Here is a 23159-nt window from a genome sequence, read left to right on the forward strand (position 1 = left end):
TGCTATAGTTAGCGCATGGCAAACCGTGCAAAACTCGGCGACTACTTCGGCGTGATCCTGCTCGTGGCGGCGGTCGTCGGCGGTGCGCTCGTGCTGCTCACTTCTCCGCGCGGCGGCGAGAGCGAACTGAAGGTCGGCACGCTGATGCCGCCACTGAGCGTCGGCGGCTGGTTGAACCTTCCGCCGGGCGAAACGTTCAATCCTGTGGACAAAATCGTCGTCGTCGACCTCTGGGCGACTTGGTGCGGACCGTGCCGTGAGGAAATTCCGCGGCTCGCCAAGGTCGTCGAGCAGTACCGTCCCTTGGGGGTGGCGTTCGTCGGCTTGACGAGCGAATCGAAGCGAGACGTTCCCGTGATCGAGGAATTCTTGGCCAAGCGGCCAGAGTTTACATGGCCGGTCGGGTGGGGAGCGATGGAATTTTTCGATGCGTTGCCGATCGAAGGAATCCCGACGGTGCTGGTGTTCGGCCGCGACGGCAAGCTGCGCTGGTCGTCGGTCGGGGCAGGGGAGCCGGGCCTGGAGGCGGCGCTCGATGCGGCGCTCGCCGAGGCTGGTTAGAAGCTTCATTCCCCGCAGCGCGTGACGGACTACAGCGGTTCGCGAACGTAAACCACGCGCGGCTTGTGCTTTGACGAGGCCTGCAGCGTCGTATGATCCGTCGCGTAGCGGAGTCGTTCACGGCGGCGTTCGGGAACCCGGAAGTTGTCCCCCTTCTGAAAGATGACCATCGGGGTCGGCATCTCGCCGAAGGCCCGCGTCCCCGCGAGTTGGGCCGGGTACCAGTAACCTTTGCCGGTTTCGTCCTCGAGATAAAACTCGGCGTACTGATGGTTGTCGACCCACACCATGCGAGCGGGAACCTTCATCGTGCGGCACATGGCGACGAACAGAGCGGAGAGCCCATAGCAGTCCGCCTGGCCGTTCTTGAGGGCCTCGATCGCGGGCATGTCTTCGGCCCCGTCAAGGTACTTCACCCTTGCCCGCACGAAGTCGTACAGTGCTTCCACTCGCTCCCAATCGGTCAACTTCTCAATCTTCGCCGCGAGTTCGGCGGCAGCTTGCGGATCGCGTTTCTCCGCCTTTTTGGGCTTCGCGGCCTCAGCGGTCTTTGAATTGGCTTGTTCCTCTGTCTTTGACGCCTCCTCCGGCGTCGCTGCGGGGGCGACGCCAATACGGTTGGCGACAACCGCTGCAGAGGCCTTCCGCGTCTCGTCGCTGGTCACACGCAACTGGAGTGCTTCCTCCACGGCGTCGCGAATCTTCCGGTCGCCGACGTTGATGAAGGGGCTCGTTGACACAAACGTCTTGATGTCGCGGGCCAGCTTCTTGGGGATGCGGAGCGGCGCCGTCTCTTTCGGAGCGAAGACGCGACTGGTGACGACCTCGTACGTCGCGACGGCCCCCGCGGTCTGTCGGGAGGGCAGTCGCGGAATGGAGATGAGCATCTGCTTCGCCCCAGGCTCCGCCAACTTCACTTCGGGCAGCGTCCGAAACGCGACCGTCCCCAGATCGGTCGAGAAATCCTCGTCGACCACCTGGACCTTCTGTTCGGGGCAGTCGAGCGGTACGGCAACCATCATGAAGATGTCTTGGACTTCGCCTCCCTTGGCTTCGACTCGTCCGCCGATGCGCATGCGCGTCGTCACAGGGTCGCCGTAAGTCGGCTGCACGGCCGCGGCGTTCGTCGCGGGCAGCTGCTTCGATTCGGCGTCGTCGGGCTTAATAACGTCGACGGGAGCCGGCGTCTCCTTGAGCGGTTCGTCGGCCCCAGCGACGGGCAGCGCAAACGCGATCACGGCGAAACAGCAAACGGCACTGAAAGCGCCGGCGGAGCGACGAAGGCGGGACACGGCAAGCATTCCGGGAGCGTCTGGATGGGACCTAGTTCAGCATAGCCCAAACAGGACGAACCGGCGAATTTGCCGGTGGAGACGAGTGGACGGGTTGCGCGATCTAGTAAGGCGGCTGCCCAAATCGTTCGCGTGAGTAACAATTGGGCTTGTCGGCGAAACGGTCTGCGAGCCGCTAATTGAGTAGCAGCGACGCAATAGGGCAAAAAAAGCAAAGTCCGGAGCCGCCCGGCTGCGTTCAGGATGGCGCAGGCCGAGCGGCTCCAGTTTCGTTAGATCTTCAGACAGGCGGGAAGGCCGTTCAATTGGCCTGATCGCCCATCGGGGTCGGCATGACAGTCCCAGGCGGCATGACGGTCGACGGGGCGCTCATGACCGCGCCGCCGCCGGCACAATCGCATGCCGGGCCGGCCGCGGGGTATCCGCCGCCGTAGCCCATGGTCACCATGCCATTGGCGCACGGGTCGGCACAGGGATCAGCACAGGGGTCGGCGCACGGGTCAACAGGCATGCACATCGGCGCCTGCGGGACGCACATGGGGCCCGCCATCATCGGCGCGCCCATCATTGGCTGCGCCATCGGGGTTCCCATCGCGAGTGGCGCGCCGAGGACCGCGGGGGCGGCCATTGCCGTGCCGCAAGGTGAGCCTTTGTGGAACAGGTTTCTGCAGCGGCCGATGCAGCTCGAGCATCCGCTGCTCGCGGCGAGCGTGCTCGCCAGCGCCATCAGAATCGTCAATTTCCTCATGACTTGATACTCCGCTGCCAGCGCACTGTAGCGAAGGCGTAGAAGGGGGGAGGGGTGTTTTGCTTCAGGAGGGCAAAACGGAGGGTCCGGCAACTCTACAACATGCGGAATGATGTGCAAACGCAACGCGAGTTTTTTTTCGACCTCATAGCTTCCGCCCGCGCGCAGAAAAAATGCTACGCTTATGCGGGTCGCGAGTGCGCACTGGCCCAAAGGAGTCGTTGGTCTCACTTGATGCGCCAGCCGTGCAGATTGGACGAAGTCTGCGCTAGACGGTCATGATGGAACGAGCAATTGACATGCTGAGATGCGGCGCCCTGCCGTTTGCCATGGCCATGCCCTTGGCATGCGCCGCCGGGAATTCCGTCTTCGCATCGAACCACCCGCACGCCCTCCATTCGAGCGGCGGAATTCTAACGGCGTCGGCGTCGCAATCGACGCGCTTGGCGGCCGGGTCGCTGCGTTATCATCATGAGGAAGACCAGGATCAAATCTTCTTGCTCAATACTCGCGCCATCGGCACGCGCTGTGAAAGCGACGCCATGTGCTCGGGGCTAGTGTGCGAAGCGTATGCCGGCCTCGGCGGCGCATTCGGTTGGGAGTCGTTGAGTTGGGAACAACTCGCTGCGGAACTCGCCAAGCCGACGCCTACGATCATCTACATCCACGGCAACCGGGTCGATTGCGGTTACTCAAAATCGCACGGCCTCGCGATGTACCGATCGTTGGCCAACCGCCGCCAAGACGATGGGCCGATCCGCTTTATCATCTGGTCTTGGCCCTCGTCGCAAATCCGCGGCCAAGTGCGCGACTACCAGGTGAAGGCCGCCCGCACCAAGCAAGTCGGGTGGCAATTGGCTTGGGCGATCGACCAACTCCCGTCCGAGACCCCGATCGCCGTCATCGGCTACAGCTACGGCGCCCGCGTCGCGAGCGGCGCTCTCCATCTGCTCGCCGGGGGACGGCTCGGCTCGCTCGAGTTGAACGAGCGAGTCCATCCCCAGCGTCCGCCGGTCCGCGCGGCCTTCGTCGCCGCCGCCCTCGACGCTAATTGGATTCGACCCGGCGGCTATCACGGGCGAGCTCTCGAACAGATCGACGAACTCTTGCTCGTGAACAACCACCTCGACCCGGCGATGCGGTTCTACCACTTGGCCATGGAAAGCGGCGCCCGACCGCTTGGCTATGGCGGACCTCGCGGCCTGGGCCAGTTTGCCGGCCGCGTCCGCTCCGTCGACGTCACCGGGGCCGTGGGCCGCCATCATGCGATTGAAGAGTATCTCGCCTCGTCGAACCGCGTGACGCGGGTGCTCGAACAGGTGGCACAATTTCCGGCACGCTTGCACGAAGAGCAGCGTGAGACCGAAACGGAACTCGCCGCGCGGCCTTAGGAAATTTCTTTTGGGCGCCGCTGGCATCCTGCCAGTGGCCCCCATTCGAATGCGCTGGCAGTGTCCTATTAGCCCCGCGAGGGGCAATATGTTGTCGCGAGGGGGCGTCAGCCCCTGGTTTGCGTTTCGCACAGTGATAGAAGGGCCGGAGGGGCGACACTCGTCACCTCATACGATTAGTGTCGTCCCTCCGGGGCTGCGCAATTTAAGACGATCTGAACCAGGGGCTCGCACCCCTGGCTACATTCTTTCGCCCCTCCGGGGCTGATGCCGGCGTGGCCAAATCACTTCCCCGCCGCCATAATTGGGCGATGAACCTCAGCCAAGCTTATTTCTGCGGCGCGTGGATGCCGCTGCAGGACGCTCACATCCCCCTCAGCGACGTCGGCTTCGGCCTCGGCGTGACGGTGGTGGAACGCCTCCGCACCTTCGCCGGCCGCCCCTTTCGCGTGGATGAGCACCTCAAGCGGCTCCAGCGCTCGCTGGAGATCGTCGGCTGGAACGCCGCGACAATCGTCGCTGAAGTGCGCGAGGCCGTTGTCGCGTTTCCGGACGTGAACGCCGAACTGATGGCTCCCGGCGACGATTGGTATATCGCGGTCTTCGTGACGCCCGGCGATTTGCCTACGGCGACGCAACCTCGCATCGGCGTCCATGGCGGGGCGCTGCCGTTCGCTGGTTGGGCCGACAAGTTCGAGACGGGCGTCGAGGTGGTGATCACCGACGTTCGCCAAACGCCCGCCAACTGTTGGCCGCCGGAACTGAAGTGCCGCAGCCGGATGCATTACTACCTGGCCGATCAGGAAGCGGCCCGCCGTCAGCCCGGTGCGCGAGCCGTGCTGCTCGATCAACAAGGCTTCGTCGGCGAAGCATCGACGGCGAACGTCGTCGCCTACTATGCCGATCGCGGCATCGTGACGCCGCGCATCGGCGGGGTCTTGCCCGGCATCAGCCAACAAGTCCTCTTCGAACTCGCTGATACCGGGAAAATCGCGCACATCGAAGCCGACCTGACCCCGCAAGAGTTCGCCGCCGCCGATGAACTGTTCATCACAAGCACCTCTATTTGCCTCCAGCCGATTGTGCGGGTGGACGGGAAAGCGGTCGGGGGCGGCTTTCCCGGACCGGTCTATCGCCAACTCCTGGATGCTTGGAGTAAGAAGGTGGGCGTCGATATCGCCTCCCAAGCCCGCCAGTTCGCTGTCAGGTAGTCTCGGGTCGCTGACGTTCTAGATGCCCTGCCGAGGGTCTGCTCCCGACCCGCTAAAGCTTCCAATACGCTGCGGGTCGCCCTCGCCTATATCAGCAGTACCCATTCCGCTAGAATTACGGGTCTGTCGCCCGTTCGCAACGATTATCTAACGCACGTTTGACGCTATGTTCGAAGCCCTTCAAGACGGTTTATCCGGCGCCTTCAAAACCCTTCGCGGGCAAGGGAAGCTTTCCGAATCGAACATGCGCGACGGCTTGAAGCTCGTCGAACGTTCGCTGCTGGAAGCCGACGTCAGCTTTCCGGTGGTCCGCGATTTCATGAAGCGGATCACCGACGAGTCGGTCGGCGAGGCGGTTCTCAAGTCGCTCAATCCCAGTCAGCAGGTCGTTGGCGTCGTTTATCAGGCGCTCATCGATTTCATGGGGCCGGTCGATCATTCGCTCCATTTGAAGGGGAAGAATGAGCTCACTGTCCTGATGATGTGCGGCTTGCAGGGCTCGGGCAAGACGACCACCAGCGGCAAGCTGGGCCGATTGCTGAAGGCCGCGGGGCGTTCGCCGCTCATGGTAGCGTGCGACTTGCAGCGGCCGGCGGCTATCGACCAGCTTCACATCATCGGCGAGCAACTCGACGTGCCGGTCTTTTCCGATCGCACGCAGAAAGACCCGGTCGCCGTGACGAAAGCGGCACAGGCCCACGCGAAGAAGATCGGCGCCGACGTGCTGATTCTCGATACGGCCGGCCGGCTCCACGTCGACGAAGCCCTCATGGAGGAGCTCAAGCGCGTCGACCGCCAGGCGATGCCCGACCAGGTGCTGCTGGTGATCGATAGCATGACCGGCCAGGATGCCGTCAACAGCGCTAAGGCGTTCAACGACGCCCTGGAGCTTGACGGCGTCATCCTCACGAAGCTCGACGGCGACGCCCGCGGCGGCGCGGCCCTGTCGGTCAAGCACGTCACGGGCGTGCCGATCAAGTTTATCGGCGTCGGCGAGCACCTCGACGCGCTCGAAGAATTTCACCCCGACCGGATGGCGGGACGTATTCTCGGCCAGGGCGACATCCTCACGCTGGTCGAAAAGGCGCAGCGCGAGTTCGACCAGGATGAAATGCTCGCACAGGAAGAGCGGCTCAAGAAGGGGGAGTTCACGCTCGACGACTTTCGTAAGCAGATGGGCCAGATCAGCCGGCTCGGCCCGCTGCAAAAAGTGATGGGGATGATCCCGGGCATGGGCTCGCTGATGAAGCATCTCGACGACGTCGACGCCGAGCAGGGGATGAAGCGGATGCTGGGGATCGTCGATTCGATGACGGCCGACGAAAAGCGAAACCCGACAAAAGTCATCGATCAGAACCGCCGCCGCCGCATTGCCTCCGGGGCAGGGGTCGAGCCGCATGAGGTGAACGAACTGGTGAAGCAGTTCAGCGCCATGTCGCAGGTGATGACCGCCATGGCCGGCAAAGGGGTGAAGGACCGGATGAAGATGGTCCGCGAGCTGCAGACTGGCGCCATGTCGAATCCGGCGGGGCAACTGACGAGGCAAAAGCAAAGCTCGGGCAAGCGCCTTTCGCCGCAGGAAAAGGCAAAACTGAAGAAACAGCGGGAAAAAGAGCTGCGCAAGCGGCGGCGGGATGGCAAAGGGGGGAAGTAGTCCACGGGGGCTTTGCCGGTCATTCCGAGCGGAGCGAGGAATCTGGGCGGACCCCTCGGAGTACCTCGGGGTGACAGGATACGGTGGCCCCGTCTAAAAACCTTCGCGGGACCCCACTTGCCAGCAACCCCCTGTTTCTGGCAAGATACTGGATTCCCGTCTGGCCCCTAAGCTATGCCTGGGCGGGCACTTGCGAAATGCCACGGCGTTTCGCGTAACGCATTTAGGAGATTGATCGTGGCGGTATGCATCCGCATGAAGAAGATGGGCCGCGCCCATCGCGCCTTCTTTCGTATTTGTGCGACCGACAAGCGCGCCCCGCGCGATGGTCGCGTGCTGGAAGAGCTCGGTACCTACGACCCTTCGGTTCCTGATACCGACGCGCGGGCGTTGTTCAACAAGGAGCGCGTCGCCCACTGGCTGAGCGTCGGCGCCCAGCCGAGCGAGAAGGTCGCGATCCTGATCAAGAAGTACGGCCCCAATGGCTCGCATCTTGAACAGCAGGAAAAGGCCATCGCGAAGCTGAAGGGCCCGAAGGTCGTCCCCGACGCTGGCCCAGCGGCTCCGTCGCTGAAGAAGTTGGCCGAAGAGGCCGCTGCCAAGGCTGCCGCCGAAGCCGCCGCGGCAAAGGCAGCCGAGGAAGCTGCCGCTGCGAAGGCCGCTGAAGAAGCCGCTGCCGAGGCGCCCGCTGCTGAAGAGGCCGCGGCTCCTTCGGCTGAAGGTTAATTGCCGGCGAACAGCCAAGGAGCCGTCCGACCATGCGGTTCGACGTCCTCACGCTGTTCCCGGAAATGTTTTCGGGATACCTGACGCAGAGTTTGCTGAAGCTCGCCATCGACAAATCGATCGTGTCGGTCAAGCTGCACAACATCCGCGACTGGGCCCAGGATAAGCATCATTCGGTCGACGATCGGCCCTTCGGGGGAGGGCCTGGCATGGTGATCATGCCAGGGCCCGCAGTCGAGGCGGTCGAAGCGGTGCAACAGCAGGACAAGACGCCGGGGCGAGTTGTGATGCTCACCCCGCAGGGCCGGCCGCTCAACCAACGGCTGGTCGAAGAGTTGGCGACCCATCCGCGGCTGCTCCTGATGTGCGGCCGCTACGAGGGGTTCGACCAGCGCGTGGTCGACATTTTGGAGCCAGAGGAAGTCTCGATCGGCGATTTCATTATCAACGGCGGCGAAGTCGCCGCGATGGTGGTGATCGACGCGGTCATTCGACTGGTTCCAGGGGTGTTGGGCGACGAAGACAGCGGCCGGTACGATTCGTTTTCGACCGGCAATCGGCTGTTGGAATTCGCTCAATACACGCGCCCGCGCGAGTTTCGAGGGTTGGAAGTGCCGGAAGTATTGCTTTCAGGCGACCACCAAAGAATCGCCAAATGGCGCGAAGAGAGTAGTCTGGAACGGACGAAAAAGCAGCGTCCCGACCTGCTGAACGAATAAAGAATACTTTCACCACGGAGATCACAGAGAGCACAGAGAAAAGAACCGGCTGTACGCATGGTTCTCTGTGCCGTCTGTGTTCTCTGTGGTTAATCCCAAGCGAATTTTTCATTACGGATTGCCAAGATGAGCCAGCAAATCCTCGCCAGCGTCGAGAAGTCGAGCCTCAAGCCGGCCGAAGAGATCCAGAAGTTTGAGATCGGCGACACCGTCGACGTGCATACGAAGATCCTCGAAGGCGAAAAGGAGCGGATCCAGGTCTTCTCCGGCATCGTGATCGCTCGCAGCGGTTCGGGCTCGAAGGAGATGTTCACCGTCCGGCGCATCGTCGCCGGCGAGGGCGTCGAGCGGAAATTTCCGCTCCACTCGCCCCGCATCGCGAAGATCGACGTGAAGCGGAGCGCGGTCGTTCGCCGGGCAAAGCTCTACTACATGCGAAATCGCTCGGGCAAGTCGGCTCGCCTCCGTGAACGCCGCAGCGAACAGGCCGGCACCGACTCCAAGTAGCCAATTGCCGGTTGCAGGATGGTGGTTGGCAAGTAGGTTGGGACGGTGACCCCCGGCCCGCTGGCGTGGTGCGCGCCGCCAGTTGGGAATCGTCCTTCGTAATGCGCGAGCGCCTCGCATCGCTTGGCCGAGGCCTGCCGCCCGTGTCGTTCAAACAGTGGATCGCCGATCGCTGGCGTCCCCTCTCCTTTGGCGAGCGGGGCGAAGTCGTCGCGGCCCGCTGTCTGCGCCGCCAGGGTTACCGCATCGTCGTCACGCGACGCCGAATGCGTTACGGTGAGATCGACATTAGCGCCGTTGATGGCCGAACTGTCGTCTTCGTTGAAGTAAAAACGCGGCGGAGCGCGAGCGCTGTTCGGCCAGCGATTGCCGTCGACTCGCTGCGACGCCAGCGAATGCCCCGCGCCGCTAATGCGTTCCTAAAATCGCACGGCCTGCTGCAATGCTGTGCGGGTCGCTTAGATATCGTCGAAGTCGTCTGGCCAGTCGACGCCAGTCGGCCGACAATCACGCATCACGTCAACGCGTTCCCGGCTGAGGGAACGGGCCAGTTCTTCCGGTAGTCGGCCGCATTCGCGGGGCTGCGCGCGTCGCGCTCCGCTGGCTAGAATGCATTGGTTCGCGGCAGCCAGGCTGGCGCCCCGCGAGCGACCCCCCTCCCACCTTCATGGAAGGCCCGAGCGTATGACCAAGCACATTTTCGTCACCGGCGGCGTCGTCAGTTCTCTGGGAAAGGGGCTCACCAGCGCGTCGATCGGCATGCTGCTCGAGCGGCGGGGTCTCAAGGTGCGGATGCAGAAGCTCGATCCGTACATCAACGTCGATCCGGGGACAATGAGCCCCTATCAGCACGGCGAGGTCTACGTCCTCGACGACGGCAGCGAGACCGACCTCGATCTGGGGCACTACGAACGGTTCACCAACTCGCCGCTGACGCGCGACTCGAACTACACAACGGGTCAAATCTACCTGTCCGTCATCAACAAGGAACGCGCGGGCGAGTTCCTGGGCAAGACCGTGCAGGTGATTCCGCATATCACCAACGAGATCAAATCGGTAATTCAGCGACTGGGCGAAGGCGACGTCGACGTCGTGATCACGGAGATCGGCGGCACGGTGGGCGACATCGAGAGCCTGCCGTTCCTGGAGGCGATCCGGCAGTTCGCCCTCGACGTCGGTAAGTCGAATTGCCTCTACATCCACCTGACGCTGGTGCCTTACCTCAAAGCGGCCCGCGAGTTGAAGACGAAGCCGACGCAGCACTCGGTCGGCCAACTTCGCGAAATCGGCATTCAGCCAGACATCTTGATATGCCGCACGGAACAACCAATCAGCCGCGAAGACCGCGAGAAAATCGCGCTCTTCTGCAATATTTCCATCGATGCAGTGATCGAAGAGCGTGATAAGGATTTCTCGATCTACGAGGTGCCGATCAGTCTCGTTGAGAACAAGCTCGACGGACTCATTTGCAAGCAGCTCGGACTCAAAACGCCCGAACCGGTGATCGACGACTGGCGGGAACTGTTGCGTCGGCTGCGCAATCCCGATCACGAGGTGAGCATCGCCGTCGTCGGCAAGTACGCCGAGCATCGCGACGCCTACAAATCGATCTACGAGTCGATCGACCACGCCGGCATGGCGAACTCGTCGCAGGTGCGGATTGCCCGCATCAAGAGTGAAGAGCTTGAGGCGGAAGGGCCTGAGCGGATGCTCGCTGGCTACGACGGCATTCTCGTTCCCGGCGGATTTGGCGAGCGCGGCATCGAGGGCAAGATCGCCGCCATTCGCTACGCTCGCGAAAAGGGGGTTCCTTTCTTTGGCATCTGCCTTGGCATGCAGTGCGCGGTGATCGAGTTCGCTCGCAACGTCTGCGGCCTTGAAGGCGCCCACTCGACCGAGTTTGACAAAGAGACCCGCCACGGCGTTATTTGCCTGCTCGACGACCAGAAGACGGTCACCGATAAAGGTGGCACGATGCGGCTTGGCGCCTACCCAGCCAAGCTCGATCCAGAGAGCCACTCCGCTCAGGCGTATGGCTCGGACGTCGTCTCGGAACGGCACCGTCACCGTTACGAGTTGAACAACGTTTATCGGCAGCAATTCGTGGCTAACGGGATGCGAATTGCCGGCACGAGCCCGGATGGCTCCCTTGCTGAGATCATTGAATTGCCCGGTCACCGCTGGTTCGTGGCAGTGCAATACCACCCCGAATTCAAGTCAAAGCCGACCGACGCCCATCCCCTCTTTGCTGGGTTCATCAAGGCCGCGATCACCCATCATGCTGCAAAGCACTTAGGCGGGGCAGAAGCGAAGAAGGCGGTCGCTCGCTCGGCGCACCAGGAAGCCTAACGGCGGTTAGTGTGGGAGGCGAATCGCGATGAGCGACGAGAAAAAGATCATCATCGACGAAGACTGGAAGTCGCAGGTCGCCGCTGAAAAGGAAGCGGCGGCGCGGAGGCCCTCCGCCGACGAGGACGCCGCAGGCACGGCGGAGGCTAATGCTGCGGACGGACCGATGCTCGAAGCGTCGTTCGAATTGCTCGTCTCGACGTTCGTCACCGAAGCGATGGTGGCCCTAGGGCAGTTCCCGCACCCTGGTTCGGGGCAGATCGAGACCGATCCTGGCCACGCCAAGTTTGCGATCGATATGCTCGAGGTGATTTCCGAGAAGACGAAGGGGAATCTCGACGCGATGGAAGAGCAGGGGATTAAGGACATCCTGCATCAGCTCCGCATGGCGTTTATCGCCGTCACTCAGGGAGCGCAATAGAAGTCACCGGCTCTGCCAGTGGACATCGTGCAAGCTCGGCCGGTCGAGGGTTCGATCATTGGCGGAGCCGCAACTTCAACGAGAAAAATGCCGCGCCCAGCCGGCAGGGGATGCGGGTCCCCTTTGCCGATTAACCTACCGGTAGACTTGCATCCCGAACCGGGTGACAACGGACGGGTGGTGAAAGGCTAACCGTGCCGGCCAAGCGCGACGTGTTTTTGAAGCAAAGAAGCTATCAGCGTTCAGCTAGACGGCTTCCATCGTACTTTTTCTTTTTCCTGTCTGGCTGATTGCTGAAAGCTGGCAGCTTCCGCGTTGCTACTCCGTCAGTTGATCGAACAACTGTCGGAAGCCCGGCATCTGTTCCCCAATGTGTTGAGCCCAGCTCTCGGGCCGCCATAGCTCGATGCACACCGCGGCTCCGACAACAAGCAACTCCCCGCCTGGCTCGACTCCCAGAAAGTCTCGGAAGGCTTCCGGAATCGCGAGGCGTCCGCGACCGGCAATTGGCGCCGTGCGGTACCGCGTCGACAGGAGCCGCCCAAAGAGCTGGACGCTTTCCGCCCGGCGATCGAGGCGGCCGCTGCGAAGTTTGCCCTTCATCAGCTCGACGCCCTGACTGAGCCAGCCTTGCCACTGGGATGTATTCCAGAGGCTGAGGCAGCCAGGGCGTTCCTTCGCCAACGTGCATCCCTCCGAACCGCCAGCCAATGCCTCAACGCACTCGGTTGGCAGCGACAGACGATAGCGATCGTCGATCGTCCGGGGCCATTCGCCGATGAATAGTTCTCCCGATTCGATCACGCGCTCGGCGTCCTCCGTCTAAACTTCCTCCATGCTGATATGGGCTGAATACCCGCAGAAACAACGTTTTATGGCGAATATTGGGCTTCCATCCCAGCAAACGCGTGAGCTGATTCTACCCCAGCCATTCTCGCCTGCAAGGCCTTCGATCGGTCTCTCCGCTAGCAATCCGCCGAAGTTGGCGCCTCGCTCGTGCCGAGGACTCCTTGCGGGGATCGACGAGCGTGGGTCGGGAAATTTTCCGCTTATTTGAGTCAATCAGGGTGGCGGCGATCGGGGATTTTCCGTATTCCTCCCTCATTCCAAGCGGTCTGAAATCCGCATGTTCCGCCGTGCGCCTCCTGCCACCAATTCCAATCGATGGAAGATCGCGTCGTTATTACCGGCATCGGCATGGTCACGGCCGTAGGGCATGACCGCGAGTCGACGTGGCGTGCCGTAAAGGCGGGGCACAACGGCGTCCGCAAACTCTGCGGGATGCCCGGCATCCCGGATGGACTCCTCCTGGGAGCGACCGTGGAAGGGGTGCCACGCGACCGCTTCGGTGATCGCAACTTCCCCATCGCCATGGCCGCAGCGCGCGAGGCCCTCGCAGACAGTCGACTTGACCTAAGACGTTGCGACCGTTCGCGGATCGCCAGTTCTTACGGCACCTGCGGCGGGCCAACCCCCTGGATGGCTGAGGAATACGCTCGCCGTGAGGGGACGACGCAAATCAAGCCCTGGTGGGAGAACCTGCTGTACTCGGCCGTTCCCACGCGAGTGGCCAATCGTCTCGGCATTTTTGGTCCGCGATTGGTGAACTCCACGGCCTGCGCGACGGGAGCGATTGCGACCATCAACGGCATGCGAGCCATTCTCGACGGTCAGGCCGATATCGCGTTCGTGGGGTCCGCTCAAACGCTCCACCCGATCCTCTCTGCGGGATTCTACAACATGCGGGTCTTGGCGAACGCCGACGACCCCGCCGCGGCCTGCCGGCCGTTCGACGCTAACCGCACCGGCTTCGTGATGGGGGAGGGAGCGGCGACGCTGGTGCTTGAGCGTCTCAGTTCCGCCCGCGCTCGCGGAGCGTCGATCTACGCTGAAATCTTGGGCGGCGCGCTCCTGAGCGATTCGACTCATGTCACCGACCTCAGCGCTGATAGCCGGCCGCTGACGCACCTGCTCGACCGCACGCTTCGGCAGTCGAACCTCGTGCCGAGCGACGTCGCCTACATCAACGCGCACGGCACGGGTACCAAGCAAAACGACGCGATGGAAACCCGCGGCATCCGCGCCGCGTTCGGCGCCGCTGCAAACCGCCTGTGCGTCAGCACGATCAAGGCTAATCTGGGCCATTTGGTGAACGCCGCCGGCGCCGTCGAACTGGCGATTACCGCTATGGCCCTGCGCGACGGGTTCGCTCCGCCGACGGTGAACTTGACGCATCCCGATCCCGACTGCGACCTCGACTGCGTGCCGCTAGTCGGCCGTCGACGTGCCCTGGAGCACGCCGTGAAGATCTCGATTGCTTTTGGCGGGCACCTTGCCGCCATTGCACTGCGCCGCTGGTCTGGCGCCGGCGAACGCTGCGAACCTGCCCCCGCTGCGATGCTGCGACTCGCGGCCTAGCGATCGGCGCCGCACCAAACTTCGTGCTCATCGCGAGCGACGTTGCACGGCGTACCCCATTTGCACCGGCCACGTCGGTTGCCCGCCCAGTTCCTGCTCGGCCTTGAGCGCCCAATACGGCTCGCGCAGCAGTTCGCGGCCGAGAAACACGAGGTCGGCGTCGCCGCCGGTGATGATCTCGTTCGCCTGCTTCGCCTCGATGATGAGGCCGACGGCCCCGGTGGCGATGCCGGCTTCGTCGCGAATCTGCCGGGCGAAAGGGACTTGATACCCTTTGGCCACCGGGATGCGGGCTTTGGGCGTAAGGGCTCCCGAGGAGACGTCAATCAGGTCGACGCCGCGGGACTTCAATTCGCGGCAAAGCGTCACTGAATCAGCGGCGCTCCAGCCCCCTTCGACCCAATCGGTCGCCGAGATGCGCGTGAATAATGGCATGTTGCTAGGGATTGTCGCGCGCAGCGCCTCAGCCACCTGCAATAGCAGGCGCATGCGGTTTTCGATCGATCCCCCATAGTCGTCGGTCCGTTGATTACTGAGCGGCGAGAGAAATTCATGCAGCAGATATCCATGCGCGCCATGAATTTCAATGATCTTGAAACCAGCCGCGATCGCGCGGCGGGCCGCTGAGACAAATGCGGCCCGCACCGCGTCGATGCCGGCGGCGTCCAGCGGTTCGGGCGCCGGACTGCCGTCGTCGAAGGCGAGGGGGCTTGGACCCCACACCGGTCGCCAGCCCCCTTGTTCGGGGGTCAGCGGCGCGCCGCCGCGCCACGGTAGATCACAACTTGCCTTCCGGCCCGCGTGGGCCAATTGAATGCTCGGCACGGCGCCTTGTGATTCGACGAAGCGGGCGATGCGCGCGAGCGGTTCGACATGCTCATCGCTCCAAATTCCCATGTCGCCGGGCGAGATACGTCCATCGCTCGTGACGGCGGTCGCCTCGACCATCACCAGACCGACGCCGCCCGCCGCCCGACTGCCGAGGTGGACCAAGTGCCAGTCGTTCGCCATCCCGTCGATGGCCGAATATTGGCACATGGGCGACATGACGATGCGATTGCGAAGCGTAACTCCCCTGACCGTCCACCGCGACAGCAAGTCAACGTCGGGGACTTCGCGATCGTGGTCGGCGGCGGATGAGCAGCCTTGCGGGCGGGCGTCGCCGGCGTCGTTCGAGGGAGTCATGATCGGTCCTGCCAATGGTGGGTAGATGGATCGCCAGGCGTGCGAAGCGCTAACGTCTCCATGCAAAATGGAGTCGAGCGCGTCCGAGTTGTCAAACCGTGGCGTTGCCATCTTCGCAATTGGGCGAAGCTCTCGGAATCGGGGCGAGGTTCCACTTGCGCCACCCTTCTCTTCGGAAGAGTTGCGCCGCAGCGACCGCCGATGGACACGCGATGAAGGCTAAGCCTGCGGACGAGACCATGGCTCGCGATACGGCCGCGCTAGCCGCTGATTCGCTTCATCGTCGTCGATAATTTTCCCCGCCGCGGCGTCCCACTTGAAACTGCGCCCAAGGTCCATCGACAGGTTCGCCAGAATGCAGCAGGCGGAACTGATGTACCCTTCCTCGATGTTGCTCACGGGCAGGCGTTTTTCCTGCCGGGCGGCGAGGAAGTCCTGCATGTGCCGACGCGTGGCGGGGGCGGCGAACAATTCCGTTTCCTTGTGCTGCTGATCCTCAGGAAATTTGCTGCGTTCGTCGAGATGATCGCCATGCTCGGCTTGTCTCGCGCCATGCGGTTTGAAGTCATAGCTGTGGACGCTGAGCTTCAGCGTTCCCTTATCGCCGTAGAGCGTCGCGCCCCACGGATACTCGGGGTCCGCGGGCTCGCCCCAATTCCTCTGCGTCCAAACAATCTGGAGGTCAGGGTATTCGAACGTAGCCGTTTGCGTATCGGCGATGGTGGCGATGGACGTCTTATCGCGCACGAACACTCCGCCGTTGGCCGAAACCGTCGTCGGCCAGCCGATGCCTAAGAAATATCGCACGACATCGAACATGTGGACGCAGAGATCCCCTATCTGCCCGTTGCTGAAGTTGCGAAAATCGCGCCAACTGCGGGGATGGATGTGCGGATGATAGTCGAGCCACGGCGCCGGGCCGACGTACATTTCCCAATCGAGATTGGCCGGCGGCGTCGCTGTGGGCGGGAAGCCCCCTGGGCCGCCGTAGTAGCTATGGATGTCCACGAACGCCACCTTGCCGAGCTTGCCGCTGGTGATGTAACGGTCGCGGGCTTCGATGAGGTGGGGCGTGCTGCGCCGTTGCAGTCCGACCTGCACGGTGCGGCCAGTGCGCTTCGCCGCGGCGACCATCGCCTGTCCCTCAGCCACGTCGACGCTGATTGGCTTTTGACAGTAAACGTCCGCGCCCGCCTCGACCGCGGCGATCATCGGCAATGCATGCCAGTGGTCCGGCGTGGCAATGTTGACCACGTCGGGCTTCTGCTCCGCGAGCAGCTTCCGATAGTCGCCGTAAACCGGCGGCTTCGTCTTGGAGGGCTGTCGCTGCGCGACCAATTCCGCGGCCTCGGCCGCCATGTTGGCGTCGACGTCGCATAGACCGACCACCTCGACTGGCGCCACCTGGATCAGGTGAAACAGATCGGTCTTGCCATACCAGCCGCAGCCGATCGTCGCGACGCGGAGCGGCTTGTCGCCCGCCAGAGCGAACGCCCGGGGCTGGATCGCGGCAAGGGCGGAAGTGAGAGCGGCCGTGTGGAGAAAATCGCGGCGATTCATGGAGTGGCTCTTGGGGCTGAAAATGCTGACCACAAAGGCACGAGGGCACAAAGAAAAGCACTGAGGAGGAAAAAGCGTTGTGAAGAAGCCGGAACGCTAATCTTCGCTGATCTACGCTAATCTAGTCAATTAGCGAGGATTGGCTGAGATGACCATTCCCTGTTTCTTTGTGCTTTCCTTAAGTGCGTTGGCGCCTTGGTGGTTAGTGGCACGTATGCCCAGCCGGCGGGAATGCGCTGTTGCAATGTTCCCCTTCGAGCTCCGTCTCGATCGTGATGTGCTCGAACTCACGGTCCCGCAGCAAGCGGTAGAGCTCCCCCTTGGCCACGCAAATATCTTCTCGAGTTGCGCCGGCCCGCATGAGCAGATGCGTCGCAATGACGTGGCGTTCGCCGTCGAGCGTCCAGGTGTACGTGTCGTGCAGCTCAATCACATTCGGCAAGGCGATGGCTTCACGACGAAACTGGTCGACGTCGAAGCCTGCGGGCGCGGCTTGCAGGAATACCAGCGCGACTTTGTTGAGATTGCGGACCACGTTAACCAACACGAACGCCGAAATGCCGAGCGAGAGAATCGGGTCGATGATCGGGACGTCCCAAAACGCCATGATGGCGCCGCCGATGAGGACGGCAATCCAGCCAAGCGTATCCTCCAGCAAGTGCCAGGTCGCCACTTGCTCGTTGAGCGATCGCCCGCCGCGCAGTCGCCAGGCGGCCGCGCCATTGGCCAAGACTCCGACGATAGCGAGGGCGACCATGCCGCCGGCGCGAACCGGCTTTGGTTCAAACAGGCGGTGGACCGATTCCCATAGAATGAAGCTGAGGCCGATGATCAGCACGCATCCGGTGATGAGAGCGCCCAGGGCCGAAAGCCGCCGATAGCCGTAGGTGAAGCGGTCGTTCGCCTCGCGGTCCGAAACCCCTTGCAAGTACCAGGCAAGTCCAAGCGAGATGCAGTCCCCGGCGTCATGCACGGCGTCGCTGAGGATCGCGACGCTCCCGGTCCAGATGCCGCCGGCGATCTCGATGAACGTGAAAACGAAGTTTACGAAGAACGCAAAGCGAAGATTCTGGCCGGCGTGGTGAGCGTGATCGTGCATGCGAAAGCGTTTTTCGTATTGTCAGTCCCGGGCTCCGCCCGGGGGCCGGCTTGAAGTAGAGGAACGGTTAGCGTGGACGCAACGCGACGCCCTGGCGGAGAAGCTTATTCAACGGCGATCATTCTTGAAATGCTTTCATGATGGCGGATGAATAAGCCTCGGGGCCGGGGAGCGCAATCGCCATTGTCATAATGTAGGTCAGTCTAGGTAGCGTGGCCTATGGCGAATATCGGGCCACGCGCCACGCAAGACAGCGCGACCTACGAATCGCCCAGCGTCCGCTTCCGACGCAGCAGATGATGGTAGTGCTGTGCAAATCGATGCGCTTCATCCCGCACGTATTGTAGTAGCCGCAACGCGAACGCATGGCGGCTTAGCCGAATCGGTTCGTCACGCCCCATCACGTAAATCAGCTCTTCCTTTTTGGCCAGCGAAAGCACCAGCGGCGGCTCGATCCCTAGGGTTTCGAACGCCGTGAGCGCTTTGCCCAACTGACCTTTCCCGCCATCGATCAGCAGGATGTCGGGGAAGACTTCCCCTTCGCGGTCGAGGCGCCGAAATCGCCGCGCAACTACCTCGTGCATGCTGGCATAGTCGTCGACGCCCTGCACCTCGCGGATGCGGAACCGTCGATACCCCGGCTTGAACGGCAGGCCGTCGATAAACTGCACGAGGCTGGCGACTGTCTCCGTACCGCCGAGATGCGCGATGTCGCAGCCTTCGATGGTGCGCGGCTGAACGTCGAGTTTCAACACCTTCTGCAATCCGGCGAGTCCCTTCTTCGGATCGATGTAGAAAACCTCGGGCTGCTCATTCTTTTCAAGATCGCCGCGGTCTTCCAACGACTCGAGCATTTGGATTTCGTCGCGGAGCTTCGCCGCTTGTTCGAACCGCCGCGCGGCGGCCGCTTCTTGCATCTCCACCCGCATCTCCGCCAACAGCGGCTTGCGGCCGCCGTCGAGAAACTTGCGCAGTCGGTTGATGTCCTTGCGGTATTCCTCTTTCGAAATACGGAAATTACAAGGCGCCGTGCACTGTCGAATCGAGGCGAGCAGGCAGGGCCGGAACCAGCGCCAGCGGTCGTCGCTCTCCTCGATGTCGAGCGGACAGGTCCGAAACTTGAAGACCCGTTGCAGCACCTGCAGGGCGCCGCGCAGCGAACTGACGTTGGCGAAGGGGCCGTAAAGCTTCACGCCGCTGCTGCGCGGCGTGCGGGTGATCTCGACGCGTGGAAAATCTTCGTGCGTGGTGATCTGCAGGTAAGGGAACGACTTGTCATCGCGGAGGTCGCGATTGAATCTCGGCTGGATATCCTTGACCAGGCGGGCCTCTTTCAGCAAAGCGTCGACCTCGCTCTCCGTTTCCATGAAGTCGATGTCATAAGCCTCGAGCACCAGTTGCGCAGTGCGGGAGTCTTCGGCGGCCGCCTTGAGAAAGTAGCTGCCGGCGCGGGCGCGCAGATTCTTCGCCTTGCCGATGTAGATCACTCGGCCGAGCTTGTCTTGGAAGAGGTAGACGCCCGGCCTATCGGGAAACTGCGTGCGGACTTTCTCGGCGGCGCGGAGAAAGAATTCGACCTGTGACTTCGGCAGGTCGGGCGGTACTTCAGGCTGAGCCTCATGTTCAGGCGGCGGGGCGTCCATGCGTGAATTGTAGCGCAGCCTTTTGCCCCCGGTCAGTGACCGCCGGTCGAATCACCTAAAAATCCACGCCCATTACACGCCGGCAAACGCCCGCATGTCGGCCTCCATCGCTAGCAGTCGCTGATCCAGCATCTGCTTGGCGTCCTCCAGATTCGCCAGTTGCTCGGGCGGTTCGTACGTGAACATGTAAAGCTTGATCTTCGGCTCGGTGCCGCTGGGGCGGATGGCGACGTAGTTCCCCTCCAGCGCTAGGTCGAGAATTACCAAGTCTCCCAGCGGGCCATCAAATGGCCGTTTGCCGCCGTCGGCGAGGATGACGGTTTGGTCGAAGTAGTCGCGGATCTGCACGACCGCGCTCCCGGCGACCGTCTTGGGCGCCGCCGTGCGGAATTGGGCCATCACTTCCTTCATCCGCAGCATGCCCTCGCTGCCTGGCATCTGCACCGAGACAGTCCGTTCCATGTGGACGCCGTGCTGCCAGAACAGATCGTCGAGCTTCTGATGCAGCGTCTTCTTCTGCGATTTGAGCTTCGCCGCTAGCTCGCATAGGAGCATCGAGGCCAGTCCCCCATCCTTGTCGCGGACGTAGCTCCCCGCCATGTAGCCGTGCGACTCCTCGGTGCCGTAGAGGAATTTGTCGGCGCCTTCGCGATCAATGACGCCGGCAATCCACTTGAAGCCTACGAGGTTGTCGCCAAAGGTCTTCACGCCGTAGCTATCGCCAATCCGACGCGTCAGCTCGGTGGTGACCAGCGTCTTGACGAGAAAGTTGTCGCGCGAGAGCTTCCCCAGCGCCTTGCGCGAGTCGAGTATGTAGTCGGCCAGCAGGGCGCCGATCTCATTGCCGTTGAGCGTCAACCACTGCGAGCCCGTGGCCGGCGTCAGCGGCGCCGCGCAGCCAATGCGATCGCAGTCGGGGTCGGTCGCCACGGCAAGGTCGGCCCCAGTGTGCATGGAATGGGCGATCATCGTGTCGAACACGTGCGGATTTTCAGGGTTCGACACATGCCCCGGCACGTTCGGAAAATCGCCGTCGGGCTTGGCGTGAAGGCTGAATAGTTCGACGTCCTTGAATCCGTCGGCCGCCAGCACCGGCAATACCGCGCTCGCGCCCACGCCGTGCAGCGGCGAATAGAGGATTTTCAGGTCGCGCGGCCCCGGCAGGGCCTGCGTCAGCACCGCCTCGACGTATTTCGGATCAATCTCGTCCTGGCAGATCTCGATGCGTCCGTCCGCCACGGCCGTATCGAACGGGACACGCTCGATGGCGCCGACCGACATGACGCGGTCGATCACCCCTTTGTCGTGCGGCGGCAGAAGCTGCCCGCCGGTCGACCAGTACGCCTTCACCGCGTTGTCGCTCGGCGGGTTGTGGCTCGCCGTCACCATGATGCCGCAGGAGGCTTGCTTGTACCGCACGGTGAACGATAGCTCGGGCGTACTGCGGAAACCTTGCAAGAAGTAGACCCGAAAACCGCTCGCCACCATAATTTCCGCGCAGAGTCGTGCAAAGTGCTCCGAGCGGTGGCGGGTGTCGTACGCCAGCGCACACGACAGATTCCCGTCGGCGCCAAGTTGCTCCTTCACATAGTCGGCCAAGCCCTGGGCGCTCTCGCCTATGGTGCGGTCATTGATCGCGTTCGCCCCGACTGGATACATGCGACCGCGACGACCACCCGTGCCAAAGGGAATCACCGTCCAAAACACGTCGTCTAGCGTCTGCCACTGCTCGGCTTCGACCATCTCGGCCACTTGCGGGGCGTACTCCCCGTAACGAGCCTCCGTCAGCCAAGAGGTGATGTTTTTTTTCGCCGTGCTCGTGATCTTCCCGGTTTCGGCGGCTTGGCGGACCAGGGCAAGCGTATTCTCGTACGACATGGTGCGGGCGTCCCAATGGGGAAAGGGAACCGGCCCCCCTGCGCTCACAGGATAGGCAGGCCTGACAGGGCGATTTAACCTACACCATAGTGGAACGACGGGGAAGTTCGAGGGAAGGAGCAAGGGCGAATGCGAAATGCTAAATGGGGTAGGGGGATGAGCATGTTGTGTCGATGCACGGCGGTTTTGGTCGTCGTCGTCGTTGTCGCATTTTTGTGCAATCGCATGTACGCAGGGGAGCAGGCGGGTTCGTTGCAGCGGGCGAAGCCGCCGGTGTGGTCGCAAGACGTGCTCGATGAGTTCTTCGTCGACGCCCGCGAGCAACTCGTCGGCGAGCGACCGGCCAAACGCAGCGAAGCGGCCGCGACGAAGTCGCCTGCGGGGCAGGGGAGTGTCGCCGCGCCTGCTGCTGAGACTGGCGACGCAGCGCGCTGGTCGAAGGTGATCAGCGGCGACGCGCTAGCCGCCGAAGTGAAACAACTCGCTGCCACGCTCCGCGACCCGCTCGCCAATCCCGCCAAGTTCAAAAGCGGCGGCTACAAGGCGTGCCGCGCAGCGTTCAACGAACTGGCCGTCCTCTTCGCCGTCATCGCCGAGTACGACGGCGACGTCCGCTGGCAAGAGGACGCGCCGGCGCTTCGCGATGCGCTTGCGCGCGCGGCGCGCAATTGCAAAACAGGAACCGATCAAACCTTCGCCGAAGGAGCTGGCCTGCGGACCCAACTCGACGACCTCATCCGCGGCGAGCGCCTCGGCGGGAAACCGCAGCCGCCCCCGGAGCGCTGGAGCGACCTCGCCGATCGCTCGCTGCTAATGGCCCGCATGGAAGCAGCGCTGCAGGAAGGAATTTCGCCCGCCCTCTCGAGCGCCCGCGACTTCTCACGCAAGGCAGTCGACGTCCAGCAGCACGCTGAAGTCCTCGCCATGCTGGCGATGATGATTGATCGTGAAGAGTTTGATTACTGGGACGACGAGACCTTTCAGCAGCACAGCAGCGATTTGCGCTCAGCGTCGCGCGAGTTGAGCCGCGCGGCCGCCGACGGCGACTACGAAGCCGCCCGCGCCGCCGCTGGCCAGGCAAGCCAATCGTGCAGCGCCTGCCACGAAGGGTATCGCGGCTGACGCGCGGTTACTTCCGCATCCGAAAAATCGCCCGCCAATCCGCCGGCGTCGATAGCGCCGCCGTGGCCCCGCCATGGTACTCGCGCACCAGGTCGACGCTGTAATAAATGTGGGGATCGACGCCACGCGCCGTTTCGAGCAGATCGCTCGTCCGTCGCCGCGGTGCAATGACGAAGATCATCGTATTCGGCCCGTCGGCGCCGATCCCCTGAAACGTCGTGGGATGCCACCCGGCGATGCTCAGCGCCGAAGCAATCGCACCGCCGGCCTGCGACGAGAACATGCGGATCACGACGATCCCCATCGCGATCTTTCGCTCGATCTGAATGCCGACGGCATTTCCCGCAGCGAACCCGCCGCAATAGGCGAGCATCAGCAGCGGGTTCTTCTCAATGCCCATCAACGCTTGCGCAACTGCTGTGAGCCAGACGAACGTTTCAAAAAAACCCAGCAGCACCGAAAGCTTCACGCGCCCTTGCACGACGGAAATCGTTCGCAAGGTGCCGAGCGACACGTCAATGATGCGCAGCGCGAAGATGACCAGCGCCGCAACTACGGGGTGAAGTGCCACCAACGTTTCCATCGCGTCAAGACCTCAAGCTTTCGATTGATCAACGCAGCGGCCGTCAGCGTCGCTTGCCCGGTGGCGGGTCGTCAAGTTCCTCGCCGCTGCAA

General features: G+C 62.6%; 22 protein-coding genes. 13 read left to right on the plus strand and 9 right to left on the minus strand.

What is annotated here, in order from left to right; translation table 11 throughout:
• Positions 1 to 15 precede the first annotated feature (15 nt).
• Complete coding sequence (locus I41_RS08315; protein ID WP_145432109.1) at positions 16 to 561, plus strand: TlpA family protein disulfide reductase; 546 nt, start codon at positions 16 to 18, stop codon at positions 559 to 561.
• A 29-nt stretch (positions 562 to 590) separates the two neighbouring features.
• Here the strand turns inward: I41_RS08315 and I41_RS08320 are convergent, their stop codons facing one another.
• Both I41_RS08320 and I41_RS08325 read right to left on the minus strand, forming a co-directional pair.
• The gene (locus tag I41_RS08320) at positions 591 to 1853 is read right to left on the minus strand and encodes a transglutaminase-like domain-containing protein (RefSeq protein ID WP_168206765.1); all 1263 of its coding nucleotides are present in this window, start codon (positions 1851 to 1853) and stop codon (positions 591 to 593) included.
• A 301-nt stretch (positions 1854 to 2154) separates the two neighbouring features.
• Positions 2155 to 2364, minus strand: a complete 210-nt coding sequence (locus tag I41_RS08325; protein ID WP_145432111.1) for a hypothetical protein — start codon at positions 2362 to 2364, stop codon at positions 2155 to 2157.
• On the opposite strand from I41_RS08325, the gene I41_RS08330 reads away from it, so the two are divergent.
• From I41_RS08330 to I41_RS08375, 10 genes are all read left to right on the plus strand, one after another.
• On the plus strand, positions 2363 to 2608 hold the full coding sequence (locus I41_RS08330; protein ID WP_145432112.1) for a hypothetical protein: 246 nt from the start codon (positions 2363 to 2365) through the stop codon (positions 2606 to 2608). The genes I41_RS08325 and I41_RS08330 overlap by 2 nt on opposite strands.
• A gap of 274 nt (positions 2609 to 2882) precedes the next feature.
• Entirely contained in the window at positions 2883 to 3992 is a 1110-nt protein-coding gene (locus I41_RS08335) for an alpha/beta hydrolase family protein (protein WP_145432113.1), read from the plus strand.
• A 275-nt stretch (positions 3993 to 4267) separates the two neighbouring features.
• On the plus strand, positions 4268 to 5203 hold the full coding sequence (locus I41_RS08340) for an aminotransferase class IV (protein ID WP_145432114.1): 936 nt from the start codon (positions 4268 to 4270) through the stop codon (positions 5201 to 5203).
• 166 nt (positions 5204 to 5369) lie between these two features.
• Positions 5370 to 6857 carry a signal recognition particle protein gene (gene ffh / locus I41_RS08345; RefSeq protein ID WP_145432115.1) on the plus strand — a complete coding sequence of 496 codons (1488 nt, stop codon included), beginning with the start codon at positions 5370 to 5372 and terminating at the stop codon, positions 6855 to 6857.
• 237 nt (positions 6858 to 7094) lie between these two features.
• Positions 7095 to 7583, plus strand: a complete 489-nt coding sequence (rpsP, locus tag I41_RS08350; protein WP_246133837.1) for a 30S ribosomal protein S16 — start codon at positions 7095 to 7097, stop codon at positions 7581 to 7583.
• 32 nt (positions 7584 to 7615) lie between these two features.
• Positions 7616 to 8302, plus strand: a complete 687-nt coding sequence (trmD, locus tag I41_RS08355; protein WP_145432116.1) for a tRNA (guanosine(37)-N1)-methyltransferase TrmD — start codon at positions 7616 to 7618, stop codon at positions 8300 to 8302.
• A 126-nt stretch (positions 8303 to 8428) separates the two neighbouring features.
• Entirely contained in the window at positions 8429 to 8809 is a 381-nt protein-coding gene (gene rplS, locus I41_RS08360) for a 50S ribosomal protein L19 (protein WP_145432117.1), read from the plus strand.
• Between the two features lie 101 nt (positions 8810 to 8910).
• Complete coding sequence (locus I41_RS08365; RefSeq protein WP_145432118.1) at positions 8911 to 9372, plus strand: YraN family protein; 462 nt, start codon at positions 8911 to 8913, stop codon at positions 9370 to 9372.
• A gap of 121 nt (positions 9373 to 9493) precedes the next feature.
• Complete coding sequence (locus I41_RS08370) at positions 9494 to 11158, plus strand: CTP synthase (protein ID WP_145432119.1); 1665 nt, start codon at positions 9494 to 9496, stop codon at positions 11156 to 11158.
• A gap of 28 nt (positions 11159 to 11186) precedes the next feature.
• Positions 11187 to 11579 carry a DUF1844 domain-containing protein gene (locus I41_RS08375; protein WP_145432120.1) on the plus strand — a complete coding sequence of 131 codons (393 nt, stop codon included), beginning with the start codon at positions 11187 to 11189 and terminating at the stop codon, positions 11577 to 11579.
• Positions 11580 to 11897: 318 nt separating this feature from the next.
• Here the strand turns inward: I41_RS08375 and I41_RS08380 are convergent, their stop codons facing one another.
• Positions 11898 to 12383 (minus strand): division/cell wall cluster transcriptional repressor MraZ, encoded by a 486-nt coding sequence (locus I41_RS08380; protein WP_246133838.1) that lies wholly within the window; start codon positions 12381 to 12383, stop codon positions 11898 to 11900.
• A 360-nt stretch (positions 12384 to 12743) separates the two neighbouring features.
• On the opposite strand from I41_RS08380, the gene I41_RS08385 reads away from it, so the two are divergent.
• Positions 12744 to 13997, plus strand: a complete 1254-nt coding sequence (locus tag I41_RS08385) for a beta-ketoacyl-[acyl-carrier-protein] synthase family protein (RefSeq protein WP_145432121.1) — start codon at positions 12744 to 12746, stop codon at positions 13995 to 13997.
• Positions 13998 to 14024: 27 nt separating this feature from the next.
• On the opposite strand, the gene I41_RS08390 is transcribed toward I41_RS08385, so the two are convergent.
• The 5 genes from I41_RS08390 to I41_RS08410 all read right to left on the minus strand — a co-directional run bounded on the left by I41_RS08390 (position 14025) and on the right by I41_RS08410 (position 21362).
• Positions 14025 to 15182 carry an NADH:flavin oxidoreductase/NADH oxidase gene (locus I41_RS08390; RefSeq protein ID WP_145432122.1) on the minus strand — a complete coding sequence of 386 codons (1158 nt, stop codon included), beginning with the start codon at positions 15180 to 15182 and terminating at the stop codon, positions 14025 to 14027.
• A 219-nt stretch (positions 15183 to 15401) separates the two neighbouring features.
• Positions 15402 to 16742 carry a Gfo/Idh/MocA family protein gene (locus I41_RS08395; RefSeq protein WP_145432123.1) on the minus strand — a complete coding sequence of 447 codons (1341 nt, stop codon included), beginning with the start codon at positions 16740 to 16742 and terminating at the stop codon, positions 15402 to 15404.
• Between the two features lie 202 nt (positions 16743 to 16944).
• On the minus strand, positions 16945 to 17841 hold the full coding sequence (locus I41_RS08400) for a cation diffusion facilitator family transporter (protein ID WP_145432124.1): 897 nt from the start codon (positions 17839 to 17841) through the stop codon (positions 16945 to 16947).
• Positions 17842 to 18101: 260 nt separating this feature from the next.
• Positions 18102 to 19484, minus strand: coding sequence for a UvrB/UvrC motif-containing protein (locus I41_RS08405; protein WP_145432125.1), 1383 nt, complete (start codon positions 19482 to 19484; stop codon positions 18102 to 18104).
• Positions 19485 to 19556: 72 nt separating this feature from the next.
• A complete protein-coding gene (locus I41_RS08410; protein ID WP_145432126.1) occupies positions 19557 to 21362 on the minus strand; it encodes a phospho-sugar mutase in 1806 nt (601 codons plus the stop codon).
• A 162-nt stretch (positions 21363 to 21524) separates the two neighbouring features.
• Between I41_RS08410 and I41_RS08415 the strand changes: the two genes are divergently transcribed.
• Positions 21525 to 22484 carry a cytochrome c gene (locus I41_RS08415; protein WP_168206766.1) on the plus strand — a complete coding sequence of 320 codons (960 nt, stop codon included), beginning with the start codon at positions 21525 to 21527 and terminating at the stop codon, positions 22482 to 22484.
• Between the two features lie 7 nt (positions 22485 to 22491).
• Here the strand turns inward: I41_RS08415 and I41_RS08420 are convergent, their stop codons facing one another.
• A complete protein-coding gene (locus I41_RS08420; protein WP_145432128.1) occupies positions 22492 to 23067 on the minus strand; it encodes a DUF2179 domain-containing protein in 576 nt (191 codons plus the stop codon).
• Positions 23068 to 23159 lie beyond the last annotated feature (92 nt).

The sequence above is a fragment of the Lacipirellula limnantheis genome (assembly GCF_007746075.1).
Classification (GTDB): Bacteria; Planctomycetota; Planctomycetia; order Pirellulales; family Lacipirellulaceae; genus Lacipirellula; species Lacipirellula limnantheis.

Coding starts and splice junctions, on each gene's coding strand:
- I41_RS08395 (WP_145432123.1), bottom strand. CDS start 16,742: ATGAATCGCCGCGATTTTCTCCACACGGCCGCTCTCACTTCCGCCCTT.
- I41_RS08400 (WP_145432124.1), bottom strand. CDS start 17,841: ATGCACGATCACGCTCACCACGCCGGCCAGAATCTTCGCTTTGCGTTC.
- I41_RS08410 (WP_145432126.1), bottom strand. CDS start 21,362: ATGTCGTACGAGAATACGCTTGCCCTGGTCCGCCAAGCCGCCGAAACC.
- rplS (WP_145432117.1), top strand. CDS start 8,429: ATGAGCCAGCAAATCCTCGCCAGCGTCGAGAAGTCGAGCCTCAAGCCG.
- I41_RS08385 (WP_145432121.1), top strand. CDS start 12,744: ATGGAAGATCGCGTCGTTATTACCGGCATCGGCATGGTCACGGCCGTA.
- I41_RS08415 (WP_168206766.1), top strand. CDS start 21,525: ATGTTGTGTCGATGCACGGCGGTTTTGGTCGTCGTCGTCGTTGTCGCA.
- I41_RS08330 (WP_145432112.1), top strand. CDS start 2,363: ATGCACATCGGCGCCTGCGGGACGCACATGGGGCCCGCCATCATCGGC.
- I41_RS08325 (WP_145432111.1), bottom strand. CDS start 2,364: ATGCCTGTTGACCCGTGCGCCGACCCCTGTGCTGATCCCTGTGCCGAC.
- I41_RS08335 (WP_145432113.1), top strand. CDS start 2,883: ATGGAACGAGCAATTGACATGCTGAGATGCGGCGCCCTGCCGTTTGCC.
- ffh (WP_145432115.1), top strand. CDS start 5,370: ATGTTCGAAGCCCTTCAAGACGGTTTATCCGGCGCCTTCAAAACCCTT.
- I41_RS08390 (WP_145432122.1), bottom strand. CDS start 15,182: ATGACTCCCTCGAACGACGCCGGCGACGCCCGCCCGCAAGGCTGCTCA.
- I41_RS08405 (WP_145432125.1), bottom strand. CDS start 19,484: ATGGACGCCCCGCCGCCTGAACATGAGGCTCAGCCTGAAGTACCGCCC.
- trmD (WP_145432116.1), top strand. CDS start 7,616: ATGCGGTTCGACGTCCTCACGCTGTTCCCGGAAATGTTTTCGGGATAC.
- I41_RS08315 (WP_145432109.1), top strand. CDS start 16: ATGGCAAACCGTGCAAAACTCGGCGACTACTTCGGCGTGATCCTGCTC.
- I41_RS08370 (WP_145432119.1), top strand. CDS start 9,494: ATGACCAAGCACATTTTCGTCACCGGCGGCGTCGTCAGTTCTCTGGGA.
- I41_RS08375 (WP_145432120.1), top strand. CDS start 11,187: ATGAGCGACGAGAAAAAGATCATCATCGACGAAGACTGGAAGTCGCAG.
- I41_RS08365 (WP_145432118.1), top strand. CDS start 8,911: ATGCGCGAGCGCCTCGCATCGCTTGGCCGAGGCCTGCCGCCCGTGTCG.
- I41_RS08420 (WP_145432128.1), bottom strand. CDS start 23,067: ATGGAAACGTTGGTGGCACTTCACCCCGTAGTTGCGGCGCTGGTCATC.